The organism is Paraburkholderia phenazinium, assembly GCF_900141745.1.
GTDB lineage: Bacteria > Pseudomonadota > Gammaproteobacteria > Burkholderiales > Burkholderiaceae > Paraburkholderia > Paraburkholderia phenazinium_B.
On the sequence record NZ_FSRM01000002.1, the window covers coordinates 2,241,276 to 2,259,451 of the forward strand.

16 protein-coding genes are annotated in these 18,176 nt (G+C 62.0%); 14 read left to right on the plus strand and 2 right to left on the minus strand.

What is annotated here, in order from left to right; genetic code table 11:
* The first annotated feature begins 15 nt into the window (after positions 1-15).
* The 12 genes from mtnA (at position 16) to BUS06_RS30000 (ending at position 12,956) form a co-directional block, all read left to right on the plus strand.
* Positions 16-1,095: an S-methyl-5-thioribose-1-phosphate isomerase gene (gene mtnA / locus BUS06_RS29945; protein ID WP_074267964.1), complete on the plus strand. Its 1,080-nt coding sequence runs from the start codon at positions 16-18 to the stop codon at positions 1,093-1,095.
* A complete protein-coding gene (locus BUS06_RS29950; protein ID WP_074267965.1) occupies positions 1,092-1,748 on the plus strand; it encodes an L-fuculose-phosphate aldolase in 657 nt (218 codons plus the stop codon). The genes mtnA and BUS06_RS29950 overlap by 4 nt, the downstream gene beginning before the upstream one ends.
* A 77-nt stretch (positions 1,749-1,825) precedes the next feature.
* Positions 1,826-2,929 (plus strand): sugar ABC transporter substrate-binding protein, encoded by a 1,104-nt coding sequence (locus tag BUS06_RS29955; RefSeq protein WP_074267966.1) that lies wholly within the window; start codon positions 1,826-1,828, stop codon positions 2,927-2,929.
* A 147-nt stretch (positions 2,930-3,076) separates the two neighbouring features.
* A complete protein-coding gene (locus tag BUS06_RS29960) occupies positions 3,077-4,549 on the plus strand; it encodes a sugar ABC transporter ATP-binding protein (RefSeq protein ID WP_438803570.1) in 1,473 nt (490 codons plus the stop codon).
* Positions 4,546-5,547 carry an ABC transporter permease gene (locus BUS06_RS29965; protein WP_074267967.1) on the plus strand — a complete coding sequence of 334 codons (1,002 nt, stop codon included), beginning with the start codon at positions 4,546-4,548 and terminating at the stop codon, positions 5,545-5,547. The genes BUS06_RS29960 and BUS06_RS29965 overlap by 4 nt, the downstream gene beginning before the upstream one ends.
* Positions 5,548-5,566: 19 nt before the next feature.
* Positions 5,567-6,577, plus strand: a complete 1,011-nt coding sequence (locus tag BUS06_RS29970; RefSeq protein ID WP_074267968.1) for a dihydroxyacetone kinase subunit DhaK — start codon at positions 5,567-5,569, stop codon at positions 6,575-6,577.
* A 14-nt stretch (positions 6,578-6,591) separates the two neighbouring features.
* Entirely contained in the window at positions 6,592-7,218 is a 627-nt protein-coding gene (locus tag BUS06_RS29975; protein WP_074267969.1) for a DAK2 domain-containing protein, read from the plus strand.
* 204 nt (positions 7,219-7,422) lie between these two features.
* On the plus strand, positions 7,423-8,439 hold the full coding sequence (locus BUS06_RS29980; protein WP_074269366.1) for an ABC transporter substrate-binding protein: 1,017 nt from the start codon (positions 7,423-7,425) through the stop codon (positions 8,437-8,439).
* A gap of 64 nt (positions 8,440-8,503) precedes the next feature.
* A complete protein-coding gene (locus tag BUS06_RS29985; protein ID WP_074267970.1) occupies positions 8,504-10,015 on the plus strand; it encodes an ATP-binding cassette domain-containing protein in 1,512 nt (503 codons plus the stop codon).
* The gene (locus BUS06_RS29990) at positions 10,012-10,977 is read left to right on the plus strand and encodes an ABC transporter permease (RefSeq protein WP_074267971.1); all 966 of its coding nucleotides are present in this window, start codon (positions 10,012-10,014) and stop codon (positions 10,975-10,977) included. Before BUS06_RS29985 ends, BUS06_RS29990 begins: the two co-directional genes overlap by 4 nt.
* Positions 10,978-11,051: 74 nt before the next feature.
* Complete coding sequence (locus BUS06_RS29995; RefSeq protein WP_254369089.1) at positions 11,052-11,972, plus strand: ABC transporter permease; 921 nt, start codon at positions 11,052-11,054, stop codon at positions 11,970-11,972.
* Positions 11,973-12,050: 78 nt separating this feature from the next.
* A complete protein-coding gene (locus tag BUS06_RS30000) occupies positions 12,051-12,956 on the plus strand; it encodes an SMP-30/gluconolactonase/LRE family protein (protein WP_074267973.1) in 906 nt (301 codons plus the stop codon).
* On the opposite strand, the gene BUS06_RS30005 is transcribed toward BUS06_RS30000, so the two are convergent.
* Positions 12,926-13,903 (minus strand): LysR family transcriptional regulator, encoded by a 978-nt coding sequence (locus BUS06_RS30005; RefSeq protein WP_074267974.1) that lies wholly within the window; start codon positions 13,901-13,903, stop codon positions 12,926-12,928. The genes BUS06_RS30000 and BUS06_RS30005 overlap by 31 nt on opposite strands.
* A gap of 128 nt (positions 13,904-14,031) precedes the next feature.
* On the opposite strand from BUS06_RS30005, the gene BUS06_RS30010 reads away from it, so the two are divergent.
* Both BUS06_RS30010 and tehA read left to right on the plus strand, forming a co-directional pair.
* A complete protein-coding gene (locus BUS06_RS30010; RefSeq protein ID WP_083611676.1) occupies positions 14,032-15,609 on the plus strand; it encodes a UxaA family hydrolase in 1,578 nt (525 codons plus the stop codon).
* A gap of 165 nt (positions 15,610-15,774) precedes the next feature.
* Complete coding sequence (gene tehA, locus BUS06_RS30015) at positions 15,775-16,746, plus strand: dicarboxylate transporter/tellurite-resistance protein TehA (RefSeq protein WP_074267975.1); 972 nt, start codon at positions 15,775-15,777, stop codon at positions 16,744-16,746.
* Positions 16,747-16,751: 5 nt separating this feature from the next.
* Here tehA and BUS06_RS30020 read toward each other — a convergent pair whose 3' ends face one another.
* The gene (locus BUS06_RS30020) at positions 16,752-18,146 is read right to left on the minus strand and encodes a dihydrolipoyl dehydrogenase (RefSeq protein ID WP_074267976.1); all 1,395 of its coding nucleotides are present in this window, start codon (positions 18,144-18,146) and stop codon (positions 16,752-16,754) included.
* Positions 18,147-18,176 lie beyond the last annotated feature (30 nt).

The following is an 18,176-nucleotide window of genomic DNA, read 5'->3' on the forward strand; positions in this document are numbered from 1 at the left end:
GCCTACGGAGCACACATGGTTTCCACGCCGTCCATTTCTAACCTTCCCGCGACCATCGCATGGGAAAACGACGGCTTGTCGATCCTCGATCAAACGCGTTTGCCGCATGAAACCGTCGTTGAAAAACTGACGACAGCCGAGGAAGTCTGGCGCGCCATTCACGAGCTGCGGGTGCGCGGTGCACCGGCTATTGGCGTCGCTGCAGCGTACGGATTGTGCGTGGCGATGCGCGCGAGTCTGCATCTGCCAATAGCCGAGTTCCGCGCGCAACTGGCGAAGCAGGCGGCGTATCTCGACAGCGCGCGGCCCACGGCGGTCAATCTTAGCTGGAGCCTCAGACGCATGCTTCAGGCGGCGCAGGCGTCGCCTGCGAGCGAAACGGCATCGCTGCTACGCGTATTGATCGATGAAGCCGTCGCAATCCACGACGAAGACCGCGCGCTGTGCGAAGGCATCGGCGAACACGGCTTGCCGCTGATCACCGAAGGTTGCGGGGTGTTGACCCACTGCAATGCGGGGGCGCTCGCCACGACTGGCCTGGGCACGGCAACCGCTCCGATCTACATGGCGCACGCCGCAGGTACGAAATTCCGCGTCTACGCCGACGAGACCCGCCCTCTGTTGCAAGGCGCCCGCCTCACCGCCTATGAGTTGCAGCAGGCTGGTGTAGACGTGACGCTGATCACCGACAGCATGGCGGCCTCGCTCATGGCGCGCGGACTCGTTGACGTGGTGATCGTCGGGACGGATCGTGTTGCGGCTAACGGCGATTTCGCCAACAAGATCGGCACGCTGGCGCTGGCGATCGTCTCGCGGCATTTCGACATCCCGTTCTACGTGGCCTGTCCGTCCTCCACGCTGGACCTGCACACGGCAACGGGCGACGCCATCGTGATTGAACAACGCCGTGACGATGAAGTCACGCACCTCTATGGTCAGCGTATCGCACCAGCCAATATGAAGGTTAGCAATCCCGCATTCGATGTGACGCCGCACGAGCTGTTGACCGGCTTTATCACGGAGCGCGGCATCGTGAAGGCGCCCTTTGCGCGAAACCTTGCAACGCTGTTCGCCATGGAAGGAGACGCGGCATGAGCGAAAACGCTTTGCGCGAACAGATCGTCGTTACCGTGCGCGAAATGGAGCGCTTGGGCATCAACCAGGGGACCTCCGGCAATGTGAGCGCGCGCTGGCTCGACGGCTTTCTGATCACGCCAAGCGGTGTTCCGGCCGCGCAGTTGCGGGCAAGCGGGATTGTATGGTTGCCGATGGACATCAAGGAACCGTCGCCGGTGCTCGATCAGGCCAGACCCTCGTCGGAGTGGCGCTTTCATCGAGACATATTGCACTCGCGGCCGGACGCGAATGCGATCGTTCACACGCATTCGGCAGCAGCCACCGCGATTGCCATTCACGGCCGCGATATTCCCGCTCATCACTACATGGTCGCAGCGGCTGGCGGCAACTCCATTCGCTGCGCACCGTATGCGACCTTCGGCAGCCAAGCGCTCTCCGATCATGCCGTCGCCGCCCTGCAAGGACGCAGCGCCTGTCTGCTTGCGCATCATGGCGTGATCGCGCTGGGCCCCGATCTTGCGCGTGCGCTGTGGCTCGCGCATGAGGTCGAAGTGCTGGCGAAGCAGTACCTGCTGGCTTGCCAGCTTGGTACGCCGCCCGTGCTACCCGACGAAGAGATGCAGATCGTCGTAGAGAAGTTCAGAAGTTATGGTCCGAAGAGGACGCAGTAGAACTGATCGTTGCATCGCACGCTACATCTGCAACGCGTAGCAAAACCGCCTTAATAACGTGAAAAACGGAGACAGACATGGCTTGGAATTCAGGAAGATTCGATGCATGGGGCAAGCTCGGCGCCACGGCGGGAACGGTGGTCCTGTGTGCGGCTACAGTGCTGGCAGGCTGTTCGAAGAGCGAATCGCCGTCGTCTTCGGGCACGGCGGCGAGCGACGCGGGCGCAAGCGCACCGGCAGTGGCAAGTGCGGCACCCGCAGCGGGTGGCAAGACGAAGATCGGTTTCTCGGTGTCCACGCTCAACAACGCGTTCTTCGTCGGCCTGAAGCTGGGTGTGGAGAAGGGCTCCAAAGATCAGGGCTTCGACCTCGTACAGACCAACGCGAACGGCGACGCACAGCAGCAGGTCAATGACGCGATCAACCTACTGAGCCAGGGCGTGAATGCACTCGTGCTGAACCCGATCGACTCGAAGGCAATCATTCCGGCCGTAGAAAAAGCCAATAGCATGGGTATTCCCGTGTTCATGCTCGATCGCGGCTCGGACGGCGGCAAGGTGACCTCGTTCGTGGCGTCGGATAACGTGGCCCTCGGCGCGACAGGCGCGAAGTGGATCGCGGATCAACTGAAGGCGCGTTACGGCTCGCCGAAGGGCAATGTAGTCGACCTGATCGGCCTTGTCGGCACGACTGCCGCAACGGATCGCGAGAAAGGCTTCTCCGACGAGATGGCGAAGTATCCGGACATCAAGATCGTGGCACGCCAGGAAGGCGCGTTTGACCAGGAGAAGTCGCTTAATGCCATGACGGACATTCTGCAGAAATTCCCGCAGATCGACGCTGTGTTCGGTGCGAACGACGACAACACGGTAGGTGCGGAAAAGGCGATCGACAACGCGAACCGCTACAAGCCGCTCGGCGACAAGGATCACATCATGGTGATCGGCGCGGACGGCACGGCGCAGGCCTTGTCGGCGATTCGCGCAGGCAAGCAGGACGCCACGATCTCGCAGAACCCGATCGAAATGGCGGCCAAGGCGCTGAGCTTCATCACGGACTACGAAGCGAAGAAGGACGTGCCGGCGAACTACGCGTGGCCGACGCTGCTGATCGACAAGTCGAATATCGACTCCGATGAAACCAAGAAGTACGGCCTCTGGTCGCTGCAGGTCAGCCAGTAATCTGTAAATGCGAACATGCGCGCCCGCATTGCGCGCCGCATGCTTCAAGCCAGACGAGAATCGAACATGAGTGCCGAAACGAATGTGCCGGAGGTGGCAGGCGGCGGGCTCGCCGCCACGCCGGGCGGTCATGCGCCGCTGTTGCGCATGGAAGGCATCGTCAAGAGTTTTCCGGGCGTGAAGGCCTTGCGCGGCGTGAGCTTGACGCTGGAAGCCGGTCACGTGATGGCGATTGTCGGCGAGAACGGCGCGGGCAAGTCGTCGCTGATCAAGACGTTGTCGGGTGCGTACGAGCCTGATGAGGGAAGCATCGCGATCAACGGCGTGCCGCTTGGGCGCGGGACGCACGCTGCTATCGACGCGGGTGTTGCGGTGATTTACCAGGAGCTTTCGCTGGTCAACGACATGACCGTGGCGGAAAACCTGTTCCTCGGGCGCATGCCGTCGCAAGGCGGCTTCGTGAAGCGCCGCGAAGCGAATGACGATGCGCGCAAGGCGCTTGCGCAAGTCGGGCTCGAGAGCGTGTCGCCGTCAATGCGCCTTGGCGATCTGCCGCTCAACAAGCGGCAACTCGTGGAAGTCGCGAAAGCAGTCGCGCGCGAGGCGCGCATCCTTGTGATGGATGAGCCTACCGCCGCATTGCAACGTGGCGATATCGCGAACCTCTATGCCGTTGTGCGCCGTCTGCGTGCAGCGGGCATGGGCATCATTTTTATTTCGCACCACCTGGAAGAAGTGTTCGAACTGGCGGACTCGGCGGTCGTCATGCGTGACGGCGTCACCGTCAGTTCGCGTCCGATGTCGCAATGGACCGAGCAGGAGCTTGTCCAGGCGATGGTCGCGCGCAACCTCGAATCGTTCTATCCGTGGGAGCCGCGCGAATATGGCCCGGTTGTGCTGGAGGTGCGCGATCTGGCGAGCCCGCCCATCGTGCGGCACGCCTCGCTCAGTGTGCGAGCGGGCGAGATCCTCGGCATTGCGGGCATCGCAGGGGCAGGGCGCACCGAATTGCTGAAGGCGATCTTTGGCGCGTTGCCGGTGACGCAAGGCGAAATCGTCGTGCGCGGCCAGAAGGTCAACATCAAATCGCCTAGCGACGGCGTGCAACACGGCCTTGTCTACACCGCTGAGGATCGCAAACTCGAAGGCCTCGTGCTGGAAGCGAGCATCGAAGAGAACGTTGCTCTATCGAGCCTGAAGGCGCTTGCCACAGGCGGTTTCGTCAGCAATGCCCGCAAGCGTGCACTCGCGCAGGAGGCAAGCACGCGCTTCGGCGTGCGTGCGCCGTCGGTCATGCAGATCACTGGCAACCTCTCGGGCGGCAATCAGCAGAAGGTCATTCTCGGGCGTGCGACCGCCACGAATCCGGCCGTCATCATGCTCGACGAGCCCACGCGCGGTATCGACGTGGGCGCGAAATCGGAGATCTATGCGCACATGGTTTCCATGGCGCGGGCGGGCGCGGCGGTAATCATGGTCAGCTCTGAACTGCCGGAGCTGCTCGGCATGTCGGACCGTGTGCTGGTGATGTACCGGGGCAGCATCGTCACGGAAATTGCTCGCGACAAGGCGGATTCGGAAACGGTGATTCAATGGGCTACGACAGGAGTAGGGGCATGACGTCCACGACAACCAAACAGGCGGATTCGGAGGCGTTCTCGCAGCGCCTCATCCGGCAACTGCGCAGCGGCATCGGGCCGCTCTTCGCGGCGCTCGTGCTGATCTGTGTGGTGCTCTCGATCGCATCGCCGGAATTCCTGACCACCAGCACGCTGACCAACGTCATGGTGCAGGTCTCGGTGGTCGGCATTGCGGCAGTCGGCGCTACTTTCGTGATCATCACGTCGGGCATCGACCTCTCGGTCGGATCGCTCGTGGCGCTGAGCGGCATGGTGGCTGCAACCGTCATGGCCGGCTCGGCGGCGGGGAACGTCGGGCTCGGGATCGGCGGACTCGGGGTGGCGCTGGCGGTCGGTGCGATCGTGGGTGCGCTGAATGGCTTCTCGGTGTCGTGGTTCAGGCTCGTGCCATTCATTGTCACGCTGGCGATGATGGCAATGGCGCGCGGTCTCACGCTCGCCATCTCCGATGGCCGCACGAAGTTCGATTTTCCCAATTCGTTCACCGCGTTCGGCGCGAAGAGCGTAGCAGGCCTTCCAGCGCCGATGCTCGTGATGCTGGTGGTGTTTATCGTCGGTCACGTGCTGTTGCGCAAGACCACGTTTGGACATCAGGTGTTCGCGGTCGGCGGTAACAAGGAAGCCGCGCGGCTCGCGGGCATTCCGGTAGGCCGCGTGATTTTTCTCACGTACACGCTCGCAGGCGTGACAGCGGCCATCGCGGGCATCGTGCTCGCAGGGCGGTTGAATTCGGCCTTGCCGTCGGCGGCGAACGGACTCGAATTGCAGGTGATCGCCGGTGTGGTGATCGGCGGTACGTCGCTTGCGGGCGGGCGCGGCTCGATCGTGGGCACGTTCATTGGCGTGGTACTGATCGGCGTGATCAACGTCGGTCTGTCGCTGCTCGGCGTCAATCCATTCTGGACACAATTCATTCAGGGCGGCGTTATCTTCGCTGCCGTCATGCTCGACGCGCTCAGTCAGCGCCGCAAGAACTAACCTCATTCAGGAGACACGCATGAGAAAGATCATCAACCAGCCCGATCAGTTCGTCGATGAAATCATCGAGTCGCTGTTGATCGCACATCCGGGCTGGATCAAGGCAGCAACGGCCGACCGCCGCGCGCTCGTGCGCGCCGATGCGCCAAAGCAGGGCCGCGTGGGCATCGTGACAGGCGGCGGATCGGGACACATGCCGGGCTTCCTCGGCTATGTGGGCGAGGGGCTGTGCAGCGGTGTGGCGGTGGGCAACGTGTTTTCATCGCCGTCATCCGAGCAGATTTATGAAGCGACCAAAGCAGTGAACGGCGGCGCCGGCGTGCTCTATGTGTACGGCAATTATGGCGGTGACGTCTTTAACTTCGATCTGGCAGCAGATCTTGCGGAGCCGGACGGCATCGATGTAAAGACCGTATTGCTGACCGACGACGTAGCGTCCGCGCCCAGCGAACGTAGCGCTGACCGGCGCGGTGTGGCGGGCATGGTATTCGTCTTCAAGTGTGCGGGCGCAGCGGCGGAGCGCGGCGATTCGCTAGAGGAAGTGGCGCGCATCGCGGCGAAGGCGAACAACCAGTGCCGCACGATGGGCGTGGGTTTGTCGCCGACCATTCTGCCCGCAGCCGGCAAGCCGACCTTCACGCTGCCCGAAGGCGAGATGGAGATTGGCATTGGCATCCACGGCGAGCCGGGCACGCATCGCGGCAAGCTGGAAACGGCGGATGAAATCGCTACGCGGCTTACCGGAGAAATCTTGCGCGATCTCGCGGCGCCCAAGGGTTCGCGTGTAGCAGTGCTGATCAACGGGCTTGGCGCCACGCCGCTCGAAGAGTTGTATCTGCTCTATCGACGTTCGGCCGCGCTCATCGCAGAGCAGGGTTTGACGATTGCACGCTCGTATGTGGGCGAGTATGTGACGAGCCTGGAAATGGCCGGTGCTTCGATCACGATCATGCTGGTCGACGACGAGCTTGAAGCGCTGCTCGCCGCGCCTGCGCGCTCACCTTTCTTTCATGACTGGTCGCAAAGCTGAAAGAGGGGAACGTCATGAGTCTTTCCTGCATTGAACTGCGTGACTTGCTCACGCGTACGCTTACTGCGTTACCCACTCACGCCGAAGAGTTGCGGGAGCTTGATGCCGCACTTGGCGACGGTGATCTCGGCATCACCGTGCAATCCGGATCGGCCGCGGTCGTCAAGGCGATTGGCACATTGCCCGAAACAGCATCGGTATCCGAACTTTTGCTTGCGTCGGGAAAGGCATTTTCGACAGCGAACCCGTCGACGTTCGCGGCGCTGATCGGCGGCGGCCTGCTCGCTGCATCGAAGGCGGTGACAGGCAAGGACGCGATCGATAAAGCCGATGCACTCGCGATCGGGCGTGCGGTGGCAGCCCGGATTATCGAACGCGGCAAAAGCCAGGTGGGCGACAAGACCGTACTCGACGCGCTCGTGCCTAGCCTCGATACGCTCGAAGCCACATCCGGCTCCACCGATGCCTTGCTCGACGCGATGATTGCGAAATCGCAGGAGCAGGTAACGGCGACGGCAAGCCAGCAATCGAAGAAGGGGCGCGCCGCATGGGTGCAGGAGCGCAGCATCGGGCATGCCGATCCAGGCGCGACAGCGTATCTGCGTTTTCTCGAAGCGCTGCGCTCGGCGCTGCAGGCATAGAACAATGAGCGGTTTCGATAAGGGTTTACGTTGTCGGATCGATAACCAGCAGGAATCGGTTGCGCGGAATACGCAATTGGATAACGTCTTCCCTCGTACTAGACTTGGCGGGGAGCGGACGGTGCCCGCGGCTACCGCTCGTCCCAAGTGCCTCAGATCTGCTTCTTTACAATTCCAAAACGGAGACATCACGTGAGATCGAAAGTGGCCTGCGGCATTCTTGCCGCCGTGGTTTGCGTCAGCGTTACCAATACAGCCAGTGCACAGGCAGCGAGCGGCGATACCTCGTCGCTGAAAATCGCGCTCTCGAACAACTACGCGGGCAACAGTTGGCGTCAGGCGATGCTCAAGAGCTGGTCGAATGTCGCCGATGCCGCCGTCAAGCAGAAGGTGGTCGCCGCCGCGCCGACGTTCACGACCGCGGAGAATCAGGCCACGGAGCAGGTGCAGCAAATGCAGAACCTGATCCTGCAGGGCTTCAAAGGCATTGCGGTGGATGCCGTGTCGCCCACCGCGCTCAATGGCGTCATCAAGCAGGCCTGCGGCGCAGGGGTGACGGTGGTGTCGTTCGATGGCATCGCCTCTGAGCCCTGCGCTTATCGCATCACGGTCGATTTTCGCAAACTCGGTTCGATGCAGGTCGACTATATGGCGAAACGCCTGAACGGCACCGGCAATCTGCTCGAGATCCGCGGTCTTGCCGGCGTTTCCGTGGATGACGAAATCCATCAGGGTATCGTCGACGAGCTGAAGAAGTACCCAGGGCTGAAGATCGTGGGCTCCGTGCATGGCGATTGGACCCAGACGGTTGCGCAAAAGCAGGTAGCCGGTATCTTGCCGACGCTGCCCAAAATCGACGGTGTCGTGGACCAGGGTGGCGACGGCTTTGGCACGGCGAAGGCGTTCGCCGAGGCTAACCGTCCGACGCCGATCATCATTCTTGGCAATCGTCAGGAAGAGCTGGCGTGGTGGGCCGGGCAACGCAAGAAGGGCAGTTACGAGACGCTGTCGGTCACCATCCCGCCGGGTTGCTCGACGTTTGCTTTCTGGATCACCCAGCAATTGCTGGCGGGTAAAAAGCTGCCGCACGATATCCAGATGCCGCTGCTCGAGGTGAAAGCGGACGAGCTCGACTCGGTGCTCGCCAAAACGCCGCCGGGCCAGCTTGCCAACAAGGAATACACGCGCGACGAAGTGCTCAAGGTCGTCGACTCGAAATAAGGCAACAGGCCAGCGGCGATGCGTGAGGTCGCCGCTGGCCGTCGTCGGCACAACGAAGGGATCTATGACGGTTTCATTCGGTGAATCATCGGGCTCGCCCGGCGGCGTATCTGGCGAGGTACTGATCGGTCTTGCCGGTATCGGCAAGACGTTCGGCCAGGTCAAGGCGCTGAGCGGCATTGACTTTGCGTTCCGGAACGGCGAATGCGTCGGCGTCGCCGGTCATAACGGCGCGGGCAAGTCCACGCTGATGGCGGTGCTCGCGGGCGTGTACGCGCCGGATCACGGCACGCTCTCGGTGGCGGGCCTGCCCGTCAGCCACTACGACGCTAACGTGGCACGCGAAGCAGGGGTGCGTTGCGTGTTCCAGGAGCTCTCCCTGTGCGCCAACCTGTCGATCGCGGAGAACATGTGCATCCTGCATCCGCAACTCAAAGGACGCGGCTGGCGCAAGAAAGCAACCGCATTGATGGTCGAACAGCTTGACGCGATTTTTCCGGGCCATGGTCTGAAGGGGCATGAACTGGTCGCGGACCTGACGCTAACACAACGTCAGATGGTCGAGATCGCTCGAGCTTTTACGGTGGTGGTTGCGCCGGTGAAGCTGGTCATTCTCGATGAGCCGACGTCCAGCCTCGATGCGCATACCGCCGGACAGCTGCTGGTTTTTATCCGTGAGGCGGCGAGCCGTGGCATCACCTGTATTCTGATTAGCCACATGCTTGGCGAGATCGAACGCGTCGCGGACCGCGTGCTGGTGATGCGCGATGGCATGGCGGCCGCGGTGTTGCCGCGCGATGCGTTGACTCAGGATGCGATTGTGCGTGCGATGGGGCAGCACGTCGATGTCGGGCGTCAAACTCAAAAGGCCGGTCGCGCGCAGGGCAATGTCAATGCCGCGGATTTCATGTGGCAGGTTGGGCCCACGGCAGTAAAGCGCTCGACGATCAACGCGGCACGCGGCGAGATTGTCTGCTTTGCGGGCCTCGCAGGGCAGGGCCAAACCGAAGCGTTGCTCGCCATCTATCGCGACTCCACCCGCCGAGGAGCAGCGACGCGCGTGGCGTTTGTGGCCGGCGATCGTGCTGACGACGGTGTATTCCCACTCTGGTCGATCAGCGAGAACCTCGCGATCCGCTCTCTGTATGGTGCGTCGAACGGTCTGCGCAAGCGCTGGCTGGTCGATGCCGACGGCGTACGCAAGCTGGTGCAGGACTGGCGCGCGAAGATCGGCATTCGCGGCGCCGCGACCCGTGCAGGCATCCTGTCGCTCTCGGGCGGCAACCAGCAGAAGGTGCTGTTCGCACGCGCGCTGGCCTCCGACGCGGACCTGATCCTGATGGACGATCCGACTCGCGGCGTCGACATCGGCACCAAGCGCGACATCTACGAACTCGTACGCGGCGAGGCGTCGAACGGACGCACATTTATCTGGTACACCACGGAGAACGACGAACTCGCATACTGCGATCGCGCCTATGTGTTTCGTTCTGGCCGCGTCACGCGCGTGCTGCACGCGGACGAATGCACCGAAGAGGTACTCCTCGCAGCCAGCTTCGAGGAGCAAGCCGCATGACGCCTTCCGTCGCGACAGGGCTCAATGTCCGCAACGTCCGAAATGCACGGCTAAGGGCGCTGCTGCCGGTGTTTTCACTGGTGGTGATTCTGGTGCCTATCTTTATCCTGCAGCCGGCGACGTTCAGTTACTTCGGCTTGGGACTGCTGCTCAATCTTGCCGTGCCGATCGTCTTTGCGACGCTCGCGCAACTGGCCGTCATTACCGTGAACGATCTTGATCTGTCGATCGGCGCGTTCGTCAGCCTGACCGCGTGCATTGGCGCGACCTTGTGCGTGCGCGAGCCGTGGCTCGGCATCGTAGCGCTGATAGGTTGCGTGCTGGCGTATGCGGCGATCGGCGCGTTGATCGAATTCCGCCAGATTCCATCGATTGTGGTCACGCTCGGCCTGTCGTTCGTGTGGACGGGACTCGCGGTGTTACTGTTGCCTTCGCCCGGTGGCAGCAGCCCCCAATGGCTTGGCAGCCTGATGACGTATCAAACGCCGCTGATTGCCGCGCCGATAGTATGGTCGGTCGTGATCGCGCTGGTGGGGCATCTGTTATTGATGCGTTCGTCGGCAGGCGTGCGGGTGCGGGGTGCTGGCGGCAATCCTCGGGCGATGAGCCGGTTTGGCTGGTCGATGGTCAAGAGCCGCGCCATCCTGTACGGCGTCGCTGGCTTCTTCGGGGTGTGCTCCGGCCTGTCATTGCTCGGCCTGACGACTTCCGCGGACCCGAACCTCGCACTGCGCTACACGCTGCTGTCGATCGCTTCGGTGATACTTGGTGGCGGCGAGTTTGTCGGCGGACGGGTCTCCGTTTGGGGAGCCGTGCTGGGCGCTATCACGCTCACCGTGGCCGCATCGTTTCTTGCCTTCCTCAACATCTCGCCGGACTGGCAGGTGGGCATGCAAGGCGTGATCCTGATTGCGGTGCTGTCGCTGCGCGTCTTGCTGCAACGAAGCGGGGGGCGCAGATGAACCCGCAGTCCGAACTTCAATCCACGGCAAGCTCCAGCGCCGACGCGCAACCAACGCTCGCTGCGCGGCTCAGAATGCTGCGCGCGCCGTGGGTCTGGTCCTTCGTCGGGGCGATCGGCGTAGGCATCCTCATCGCGGTCGTGTTTGGGATTTCCATTGCCGGTAACGTCGTGTTGACGGCGCTGGTGTTTGGCGTCTTCATGGTGCTGGTCGGTCTGGGGCAGATGCTCGTCATCACGTCGGGGCCGGGCAATATCGACCTGTCGGTGCCATCCGTCATTGCGCTCGCGGGCATGATCGGCGTTCACGTGATGGGCGCGTATGGCATTCTCGCCGGCTTCGTTGCTGCACTCGCTGCCGGTGTCGTCGTCGGTCTCGCGAACTATCTGCTGATTCGTGTGCTTCGTATCCCGCCGATCATTGCGACGTTGTCGTCGAGTTTCATTATCCAGTCGGTGGCGATCACGCAAAGCAGCGGCATGAACGCGCCGCCTGTCGCGCTCGAGACATTTGCCAATGGTCACCTGCTCGGTGTGCCGCATCTCGCGTTGATCGCGCTGGCGTTGTCGGTTGTGATTGCGGTCCTGCTGCATCTGACGGTATTCGGCCGCGGTCTTTCCGCGGTCGGCCAGAATCCGCGAGCGGCGTGGCTGGCGGGCGTGGGTGTCGAGGCGACGCGTTGCAAGGTGTACATGCTGTCCGGTGGCATTGCGGCGCTCACAGGTGTACTGCTCGCTGCCGTGTCGGGTGGCGCGACGCTGGATATGGGCGTCGAATACATGCTGATCTCGATTGCGGTGGTGGTGATCGGCGGCACTCAGGTCACCGGTGGCCGCGCGACGGTCATCGGTGTGTGGGGCGCCTCGATGTTCCTGTTCCTCACCAATGCTGTGCTCAACGCGTTGGGCGCGGGTGCCGGCGTGCGCTCGATTGCGTACGGCGTACTGATTATTGTCGTCGTGGTGGCGGCAGGCGGCCGCTCGGCGCGCTACTAGTAACGCAAGATCAAACGCAACGGTTCGAGCCTCGGTTAGCCCAGGCTTAATCTCAAGTGCAATGGGAAGACAAAGACAATGGAACCTAAAGACTTTGAAGTTCACGATGCACGTTTTCGCGCCTTACTGCAACCGAACGCACAGCTCGAAAAGCTATACGGCGGCTGTCTGTGGGCCGAGGGCCCGGCATATTTTCCCGCGGGCGATTACCTCGTCTGGAGCGACATCCCTAACAGCCGCATGCTGCGTTGGGCGCCCGACATGGGTGTGGGCACGTTTCGCGCGAATTCGAATTTCTCCAATGGCAATACGCGTGACCGCGAAGGGCGGCTTGTCACTTGCGAACACGGCGCGCGCCGTGTGACGCGTACCGAGCACGACGGCAGCATCACCGTGCTCGCTTCCGCCTATCAGGGCAAGCGGCTGAATTCGCCCAACGACGTAATCGTCAAATCCGATGGCTCGGTATGGTTCACGGACCCCGACTACGGCATCCTTAGCGATTACGAAGGTGGTCGTGCCGACAGCGAGATTGGCCGCTGCAACGTGTATCGCGTGACGCCCGGAAGCGGCGAAGTCACGCTGGTGTCGGACGAATTCGTCAAGCCTAACGGGCTTGCCTTTTCACCGGACGAGAGCCGCATCTACATCGCGGATTCAGCGGCCTCGCATATCGAAGGAGCACCGCATCACATTCGCGTTCTCGATGTGGCGGGCGGCAAGCTGAGCAACGGGCGTGTGTTCGTCGAGATCGAGCAGGGCGTTCCCGACGGCATGCGAGTGGACGAGTACGGCAACCTCTGGACCAGTGCGCTCGACGGCGTGCATTGCTACGCGCCAGACGGCACGCTGCTCGGCAAGATCCTGTTGCCGGAAGTGGTGGCTAACCTGACCTTCGGCGGCCTGCATCGCAATCGCCTGTTTATTGCCGCGAATACTTCGCTGTACTCGCTTTATGTCGCTGTGCGTGGCACAGCGACGTGATCGCCGAGCCGCTCGGCGGTGGTGCGCAGGATCGCCATGAACTCCTGAGCGGGCTGCGACGGAATTTCGTTCTTGCGGGTGATGACGCCATAGTTCGTCATGGTGCGCCGGATAGGCACGACGAGCTGACCGAGCAGTCCGCTCTGGACATACTTCGCGACGGCGGCACGCGGCTGCAGCGAAATCATGTCCGTGGCCTGCAGCAGTTCGAGCGTCGAGAAGATCGATGGCGTTTCGACCATGCCGACGGGCGCTTGCATCCCGGCGGCGGCGAAGGTCTCGTCGAACAGATGGCGGATCGCCGTGGCCGGCGGATAGAGAATCCACGGCCATGCGCCGAGATCGGCGATCTCGACAGACGCCTGTTTGAGCAGCGGATGATGCCGTCCAACGACGACCCACACCGGCTCCGCAGACAGGTCTTCGAAGTTGAAGAGGGTCTCCTGGCGCGCTTCGGTCAGACGGCCGATCATCAGGTCGAGTTTTTTCTCTTCGAGCCAGATCGCCAACTGGTCGCTGCTCTGGTCGATCAGCCTGACGATGAGCCGCGGCCGTTGCTGCTGGATTTCCTTGATCGCCGCGGCGACGACCTGCGCGGTTGATGCGGTAATGGCGCCGATCGCGAGGTGGCCATAGCCGCCGCTTTTCATGGTGTGGAACTCGCTGGCGAACTTGCCCAGATCGGCCACGGCGGCACTCGCGTAACGCAAAGACAGCACGCCGAGATCGGTGGGCCGCATTTCCCGCGGCAAACGCTCGAACAATTGCGCGCCGAACATGGACTCGATGTCGCCCAGTATCTTCGTTGCGGCGGGTTGGGTCATATGCATTTGCTCGGCCGCGATACGCAGATTGTGGGTGCGTCCGAGAATATCGAGCAGCTGGAGATGCTTGAAACGTAGTCGGCTCAGCACACTCGGGGGAGGCACAGCGGGCGATCTGGACATAGGGTAAGCACCAATTAGCTCATAACCATTTGGAATCGATTGTACTCAAGGTGCGATTGGAAGTTTGGCAGAGGCAGGCTTAGAGTGGCCTGTTCCCCTCGTGGCTTTAAAGAACTGGAGAAATCACCATGACGTTCGAGGCTGAAAATACCGCGGCCGGATCCGCCGGCAATGTATCCGCAAGTGCGGAGCCGGTGGTGCGCCTGCATCCGCAGGATGACGTGGTGATCGCGCGGCACCAGTTGGTCACGGGCGCGCAGATTGGCGGCGGTCTTGCAGTGCGCGGCCTGATCCCCGCGGGCCACAAGGTGGCTGTACGTGCAATTGAAACGGGTGCCCCGGTGCGGCGCTATGGGCAGATCATCGGTTTTGCGAGTCGTCCGATCGAAGCGGGTGAGCACGTCCATATGCAGAATCTGTCGATGGGACAATTCGATCGCGACTACGCCTATGGCGCCGACGCGAAGCCGCTGGAACCGCAGACTAAAACCGCGCGCTTCATGGGGATCGTGCGCGCCGACGGACGTGTCGCGACTCGCAACTACATTGGCATTCTGACCTCAGTGAACTGCTCGGCGACCGCAGCGCGCGCGATAGCCGACCATTTCCGGCGCGATATCCATCCCGAAGCGCTTGCGGCATTTCCAAACGTGGATGGCGTCGTTGCCTTGACGCATGGCCAGGGTTGCGCGGTCGATGCCGAAGGCGAGGCGCTTGGCCTGATTCGCCGCACGCTCGGCGGCTACGCGCGGCATCCGAACTTCGCCGCGGTGCTGATTGTGGGCCTGGGTTGCGAGACCAACCAGATCGAAGGTCTCATGCGTAGCGAAAGCCTGACGCCAGGCGCCGCGCTCAAGACGATGACGATCCAGGCCACCGGTGGCACCGCGCGCACGGTGGCGGCGGGAATCGAAACCGTCAAGGCGATGCTTGTCGAAGCGAATCAGGTACAGCGCGAACCGGTCGATGCCAGCCATCTCGTGATCGGCCTGCAATGCGGCGGCTCCGATGGTTATTCGGGCATCACGGCGAACCCCGCGCTTGGCGCTGCGGTTGACCGTCTGGTTGCGCATGGCGGGACCGCGATTCTCTCCGAAACGCCGGAGGTATACGGTGCAGAGCATTTGCTGACGCGCCGTGCGGTCTCGGTGGAAGTGGGCGAGAAACTGGTCGAACGCATCCATTGGTGGGAAGACTACTGCGCGCGGATGAATGCCGACCTCAACAACAATCCGTCGGCGGGCAACAAGGCAGGAGGCCTGACGACTATTCTGGAGAAGTCGTTGGGTGCGGTAGCGAAGGGCGGTACGACTAACCTTGTGGACGTGTATCGCTACGCCGAGCCCGTCAGCGCACATGGCCTCGTCTTCATGGACACACCCGGCTACGATCCGGTTTCGGCAACGGGGCAGGTCGCAGGCGGTGCCAACCTGATCTGCTTTACTACAGGACGTGGTTCCGCATACGGCTGCGCGCCTTCGCCCTCGTTGAAGCTGGGTACGAACACCGCGTTGTGGAAGCGGCAGGAAGAAGACATCGACCTGAATTGCGGCACGATCCTCGATGGGGAGAAGAGCGTCGACGAATTGGGGCAGGAAATCTTCGAACTGATGCTGGCCACCGCTTCCGGCACGATGTCCAAGAGCGAGGTTCACGGCTACGGACAGAACGAGTTCGTGCCGTGGCAGATCGGGGCGATTACCTGAGGGCACCTAACGACGCTCCTGCACGAACCGCTTGCTGCCGCCGTTCGCTGGCCAAGGTGTGCTGCGACTAACTTCTGGTTGCGTGCCGAACAGTGACGCCTATAGTGTTGATACGTCTGGACGGGCAAGCCCGGCCCCGGCCGACATCAGCCCTCGGAGGAAGTCATGTCCACTGTTTCGGTGTCTCCGCAAGTGCGTCACTTTTCCGTTCCGGCCTCTTCGTTCGGAATCGTCCTGGGAATGGCAGGGTTGAGCAATTGCTGGCGTTTTGCCCATGTGGTCTGGGGCGTGGACGCGAGGATTGGCGAAGCACTTTTTACACTGACCGCAGTGGTATGGCTTGTTCTACTGGTTGGCTATGTAACCAAGTGGATGCGCGACCACGACGACGCGATGACGGAGTTCGAACACCCCATACATTGCTGTTTCATCGGGCTTGTGCCGGTTTCGACGGTCCTGGTCGGAGCGTGGGTGGCCACCTGGAGCGATAGCGCGGGGTCCGTGTTGGTGATATTGGGCGCGGCGGGCCAGCTTGGGTTTTCTACGTACCGCTCCGGCGCGCTATTGCGCGGCGGCCGCAGGCACGAAGACACGACCGCCGTCATGTATCTGCCCACCGTGGCGGGCAATTTCGTGTCCTCCATCGCGCTGAGTTCGATTGGATATGCAGACGCGGCCAAGCTGTTTTTCGGCGCCGGTCTTTTCTCGTGGCTTGCGCTCGAGTCGGTGATTACCAACCGGCTTTATACATCCGAGCCGTTGGCGCACGCGATTCGTCCCACCTTGGGCATCCAGCTTGCGCCGCCCGCCGTGGCTTCGATCGCGTACCTTTCAATTTCCCACAACAGCATCGACATGGTGTTTCTGGGCCTGTTTGGCTACGCGGTCCTGCAGTTGCTGCTGCTATCGCGCCTGTTGCACTGGTTCGTGGAGACGGGATTTTCGCCCTCGTACTGGGCCTTCAGCTTCGGGGCGACCGCGCTGGTGCTCGCCAGCATGCACGCGGCTAGCGTGCATGCTCACCCGGCGGTCGATGTCCTTGCATTGCCGCTGTTTGTGCTGCTTAACGTCGCGATTCTGGCGCTCTTCGTCGCTACGTTACGACTGCTGTTGCTAGGGAAGCTGTTTATGAAGTGACGCGTTCAAGGCAACTGTAACGCGGCCACAGCGTGCCGTAGTGCCGTGCGCAAACCTTCTTCAACCACTGGATGATAGAAGGGCATCTCAAGAATTGCATCCACTGTCAGCTTCATTTGCAGTGCCCAGGCAAGCAGGTGGGCAATATGTTCGGCATCCGGACCGATCCACTCCGCGCCCAGAAACTGCCGGCTCGCCTTGTCCACATACACATGCATCAAGCCGCGATTCTTCAACATCACGCGGCTGCGTCCCTGGTCTTCAAAGCTGACTTCGCCGGTTGCGAACGTGCCCGGTTCCAGATCGGCGTGTCGCGCGCCGACCATCGCAATGCCCGGGTTCGAAAACAGCACGGCGATCGACGCACGGCGCTTCAACGGTGCGACGTCCGGGAAGCGGGCAGCGTTTGTCCCCGCGGCGCGACCTTCGTCCGCGGCTTCGTGCAATAGCGGCAGGACGCCATTTGCGTCGCCGGCAATGAACACAGGGTGCGCCCCTGCCTGCAGCGTAAGCGGATCATAGATAGGGGCACCGTGCTTATCGATCGTAAGAGAAGTGTTATGCAGTGCAAGCTTTTCGAAATTCGACTTGCGGCCAGCCGTAACCAGCACATATTCAAACGTGTCCTCGACAACCTCTCCAGCGCCGGTCCGAAAGCGGATCTGCACCGCGTCACCCACGCGCGTTGCCACTTCTACTTCGGCCTGGGCTTCGAAACGGAACGAGTTCTGGAAGGTCCGTTCGGCATACGCCTTGATAGCCGGATCCGTAAGGGGGCCAACGCGTCCGCGCGCGCCGATCACTGTCACGTCTACGCCGAGGTGGGCAAGCGCCTGTCCCAGTTCGAGCCCAATGACGCCTGCGCCGATCACCGCGATCTTGCGCGGCAGGTCCGACCATTCGAACACGTCGTCATTGACGATGACGCGCTCGCCAAGCGCCTGGTACTTCGCCGGGACAACCGGCGACGAACCGGTTGCGATCACCACGCTGCGTGCCCTTACACGCGTGTGGTCGCCAACCTGCAGCAGGCCGTCGTCGATAAAGCGGGCATACCCAGTCAACTTGTCGGCAGCCGGAATCGCGTCGACGCTATCGAGCACAAAACCGACCAGACGATCGCGCTCGCTCTTCACCCGTTGCATGACCTCGCGGCCGTCGACCCGAACGGTCCCGTCGACGTGCACGCCAAACGGCGCCGTGTGCTGCGCGGCATGCGCTGCCTCTGCGGCGGCGATCAGCAGTTTCGATGGCATGCACCCGACACGTGCACACGTCGTACCATGCGGTCCGCCTTCAATGAGAATCGCGGACGCGCCGGCTGCCTTCGCGGCGCGATACGCCGGCAAACCGGCGCTGCCGGCACCAATAATGGCTACATCGGTCTGGACTGTGTTCATGAATTCCTCGAAACCATGATGCGATGAAGG